Genomic DNA, 3,145 nt, shown 5'->3' with positions numbered 1-3,145 from the left:
GTTCTCCTTGGACGGGATCGAGGCGGCCAGCACCGGCACGAGGTTGCCGTCCGGATCCCAGGCGGCGAGCGGCTCGTAGAAGATCCGCGAGGCGTCCTGATCCTTGGTGCCGACGGCGAAATGCGGGTTGATCAGCGTCGGCGCCTGCCACCAGAGCAGCTTGAGCGCGCCGCCACCCCCGGCCTTGATCGGCTTGTAGCCGGAGCGGATATCGGCCGCCATGGCGACGCCGTTGCCGGCCAGCATGAGCCCTGCCATGGGCGCGGTGAGGCCCACCGCCACCATGCGCTGCACGAAGGCGCGCCGCGACAGGCGGCCGTCCTTCACCCGCCCGATGAGGCGGCGCAGATCCCGCTCATCCATGGGTTTTTCCCCGTGCCTTACTGCATCGGGCGCAGTGTGATCATTACATCAAAACATGTTCCATGTAATCGATCCCACCATTGCCGCCTTTCGTCCGCTCATAGGCGACGGAGTCCAGCACGATGGCCGCCTCAGGATCCCGGTCAAGATCGATAAATATTCGTGAAGAGTGGCAGACCTATCTGCATACCGGCCAGATCAGCGCGGCAGGCCGTCGGCTGAAGATACGAACCCAAGGGTAGGAACGGCACGTCCTCAAGCGCCTGTACTTGAATCTGTCTCGCAATCTCGAGCCGCTCGGCTTCGTCCGCGGCGTCTATCCAGGATTGGCGTTGGTTCTCGAGTTGTTCGTCGGTAGGCCAGCCGTTCCAAGCTCTCAGCCCGGTACCACGTAGCAGCAGGTGACCAGCTGGGTTCATCACGTCGTAGCCGCCCCAGAATGAGCCGAACACATTCCAGCCACCTTTGTCGATCGGCTGCTGACTTGTAGAACGCTGTACCACGCTACCCCAGTCGGTAGAGACCTCGTCGACGTTCAGGCCGAGCTGACGCATCATCTCCACGCCTACGCTGCAGATCGCGTTGATGCGTGGAACGTCCGTGGCCGTCAGGAATACGACCCGTTCGCCCTTGTAGCCGGCCGCGGCGATGTCACGCTTAAGCTTGGCGACGTCGTGCTTCCCGCTCAGAGCTTCCATCCCGGCATCGTTGGCCATCGGCAGGCCGGCGGGGCCGAACACACCGACGCGGGTGTCTACGGCGGCGTTCTCGCCCGCGACCGCCTGCATGAACTCGGTCTGATTGACGGCGCGTAGCACGGCGCGCCGGATTTCCGGGTTGTCGAAGGGTGGGTGGAGGAAGTTGAAGCGCAGGACGCCGATCAGGCCTTTGTCCTCCACCACCTGTAGCTTGATCGCCCTGTTCGTGCGTAGGCTCGGCACGAGGTCCATCAGGGGCTGCTCGACCCAATCGACCTCGCCGGCCTGCAGAGCGGCGACTTGCGTGCCGGGGTCCGGGTTCGTCAACCACTCGATCCGGTCGAAGTGGGCGATGCGGGGGCCCGCGCAGAAGCTCGGCGCTCCGTCGCTTCGCGGCACATAGCCCTCGAAGCGGCGGTACACGTTGCGCGCGCCCGGCACGCGCTCGTTTGCGACGAACTGGAACGGCCCCGAACCAACCATTTCGGTCAGACGGGTCGTGGGCGGCGTCACAGCCAGCCGTTCCGGCATGATGGCAGCCATGAGGTTCGTCGGCTTAGCCAAGGCGTTCCGCAGGAGCGGGAATGCGCGCTTCAAGCGGAACTCGACCGTCGAATCTGACGGCGCTGAGAGTTCGTCGGTGGCCGCCATCAGGGCTTGACCGAAGGAGTCGGTACTTGCCCATCGCTTGAGACTGGCGACGACATCTCGCCCGAGCACTGGAGTACGGTCGTGGAACTTCAGGCCGTCGCGTAGGGTGAGACGCACGCGCCGGCCGCCGTCCTCGACGCTTTCACCCCCCACCATCTGCGGCCGGGGCACGCCGGCGGCGTCTAGGGCGTAGAGGGTGTCGAAGACTATCATCACGTGGTTGCGGGTGACGAAGGCGCTGACCAACGGATCAAGGAGGGCAAGGTCGGCGTAAGGGATGAACTTGAGTGTTGTGGTGGCCTGTGCACGCACGAGGCTCGGCGCGGCGAAGAGGGAAGCCGTTGCGCCAGCAAGAACGTCGCGTCGCCTCATCAAGCGCCTCCAATCCGACGGGTGGCGTTCGTCGTGCAGATGGGATGCCAAAAAGACTGAGCAGCTGGACGGAGCGATCGACCAGGCAGATCTTGAAGCAATTGGTGTCCGGTTCTGCGCTTCATCCCTTCAAAAGCTGCCGTTCCGCTTTCGGCCATCGTCAGCCATCGCACAGCACCCAGTCCAACGTCTCAGATGGGTGGAATTGCGACGGTCCGCTTTCGGAGGCGAACGCATGGAAGCGGACGTCGCTGGCGCGCCCACTGCCAACCCGTTGCGTAAACTCGCACAAACCGCTCTTGGTCAGCCTGGAAGGTCACCTCCAGCGGCTCCTATCGAGGAGCGATTTGTCAGATTTCGCGCGTCGTTGAAAAGAAGCCGTTCTTGAAACTCGACGTTTGCTCGAAGAGGGCTTAACCTTCAGCTATGGCCGGCGCTCTCAGCACCTGATTGTTCCGGCACCCCGCGTCGGTATTCAATAAATCCAGCCGCGACTTTATCTTAAAAGGCTACGGAACGATATTACGTGAGGCAGATAAACGTTATACAAGCGCTCCAAGTGAGGATTGTCCAATGGTTGCCTACTTGATAGTAGATATTGACGTACAGGATCAGGAAAGATTTGCGCGTTATCGCGAAGCTGTTCCACCTGTAGTTGCGAAATTCGGCGGTCGGTATCTTGTCAAAGCTGGAACGTTGCACTCCATGGAGGGCGATTTCGAATTGAAGCGCTTAGTGATCCTTGAGTTCCCCTCCATGGACGCAGCGCGTGCGTTTTACGAGAGCCCCGAATATGCACCGCTGCTCAAGCTACGGCTAGAAAGCGCACCGTCAAAAATGGTGCTTGTGGAAGGCTGGGTACCGCCCGGGTAATTGGCAGGCTCACCAATCTCAGTCTCTAATCCGTCTTGTTCGCATGTCCGCTTCCAAGACGCGTTAAGGGTTCGCTGACTGACCGGATTGGGTCCAGGCCGTGTCAAAACGCCGAGAATCGGCTTTGTGCTGGGGTGCCGCCCCAATTTTGCGAGAATAGGCGCTCCACCGTTTGGATCGACCCTTTG

At 61.4% G+C, this 3,145-nt stretch carries 2 protein-coding genes and 1 pseudogene; 1 reads left to right on the top strand and 2 read right to left on the bottom strand.

From position 1 onward, the window contains the following. Nucleotides 1-363, bottom strand: a pseudogene (locus tag CIW48_RS32720) (peptide ABC transporter substrate-binding protein); the annotation flags it as partial. A gap of 143 nt (nucleotides 364-506) precedes the next feature. Further along, the gene (locus CIW48_RS32715; RefSeq protein WP_149314496.1) at nucleotides 507-2,084 is read right to left on the bottom strand and encodes an ABC transporter substrate-binding protein; all 1,578 of its coding nucleotides are present in this window, start codon (nucleotides 2,082-2,084) and stop codon (nucleotides 507-509) included. A gap of 573 nt (nucleotides 2,085-2,657) precedes the next feature. Between CIW48_RS32715 and CIW48_RS32710 the strand changes: the two genes are divergently transcribed. Beyond that, nucleotides 2,658-2,957, top strand: a complete 300-nt coding sequence (locus CIW48_RS32710; protein WP_149314495.1) for a DUF1330 domain-containing protein — start codon at nucleotides 2,658-2,660, stop codon at nucleotides 2,955-2,957. Nucleotides 2,958-3,145 lie beyond the last annotated feature (188 nt).

Origin of the sequence: Methylobacterium sp. P1-11 (genome assembly GCF_008329595.1) — a bacterium.
Lineage (GTDB): Bacteria > Pseudomonadota > Alphaproteobacteria > Rhizobiales > Beijerinckiaceae > Methylobacterium.
The sequence above is the reverse complement of the archived record's forward strand: the minus strand, read 5'-3'. Positions and strand labels throughout refer to the sequence as shown.

Excerpts from the sequence above, each read along its gene's own strand:
- CIW48_RS32715 (WP_149314496.1), bottom strand. The coding sequence starts at position 2,084 with ATGAGGCGACGCGACGTTCTTGCTGGCGCAACGGCTTCCCTCTTCGCC.
- CIW48_RS32710 (WP_149314495.1), top strand. The coding sequence starts at position 2,658 with ATGGTTGCCTACTTGATAGTAGATATTGACGTACAGGATCAGGAAAGA.